1 protein-coding gene is annotated in these 922 nt (G+C 68.1%); it reads right to left on the bottom strand.

Features of this window, described 5'->3' with window-relative positions; genetic code table 11:
* Positions 1 to 175 precede the first annotated feature (175 nt).
* A partial coding sequence (locus ACFR9S_RS08350; protein ID WP_379818413.1) for a 3-dehydroquinate synthase II occupies positions 176 to 922 on the bottom strand: 747 nt, incomplete at its 5' end.

Genomic DNA, 922 nt, shown 5'->3' on the forward strand with positions numbered 1-922 from the left:
GAGCGCGCGAGGGACGAGTGAGCGACTGAAAGGAGCGAACGAGTCGGCTGGGGAGGTCTGTGGGCTGTGCGGGGCGGTGCGGTCACAAGGTGCCAACGATCGAGTTGCTGTTGCTGGGCGAGTCGCTGATCCCGACACCTCCGACCGATCCCACCGAAAAAGACTCGACGACCGCTTACTTCTCGATGATGCTCTCCTCGATCTTCTCGCCGAAGTGCCGGCCGCCTTCCTCGTAGTACAGCAGCACCTCGTCGCCGGCTTCCAGATCCGTCACGGCCTTCCGCCCCTCCTTCGTCGCGACCTTCACCGTCTCGGCGTTCTGCAGCAGCGTCTCGACCACGTCCGGGCCGTCGTCGGTCTCGACTTCCGCCTGCACGCGGAACATCGGGCGCTTCTCGATCTTCACGCGGCCGACGATCGCCTCGCGGGTGTGGCCGGCGGTGTCGGCGACCTGCACGCGGTCGCCGGACTGGAGTTCGGCGAGGTACTTCGTCTCGCCCTCGGGCGTCCGGACGTAGGCGTGGACCGCGCCGGCGTTGACCCGGAACGGCCGGGAGGCGACGTACGGCGAGTCCGCGGTCTCGCCGTGGACGAAGAACAGGCCGCGGGAGAGCGAGCCGACGAGCATCCCCTCGTCGTCCTCCAGCAGCGAGCCCGTGTCGATGCAGACGCGGTCGGCGGCGCCGGTCTCCTCGACCTGCTTGACCTCGGCGTAGCGCAGGTCGAGCCGTTCACGCTCGCTGCGGTCCCGGACCTCGACGGTCTCGCGGATCACGTCGGGGTCGTCGGTGTCGAGCAGTACGTCGTCGACGCCGATCTCGAGCGTCTCGAACGCGGTCGCGGCCTCGTCGGCGGAGTCGACGCCGGCGACGAGGTCGTCGATCCACTGTTCGATCGTACTGTTCATCTCGTCGGATCGCGT

The organism is Halolamina salina (assembly GCF_042678005.1).
GTDB lineage: Archaea > Halobacteriota > Halobacteria > Halobacteriales > Haloferacaceae > Halolamina > Halolamina salina.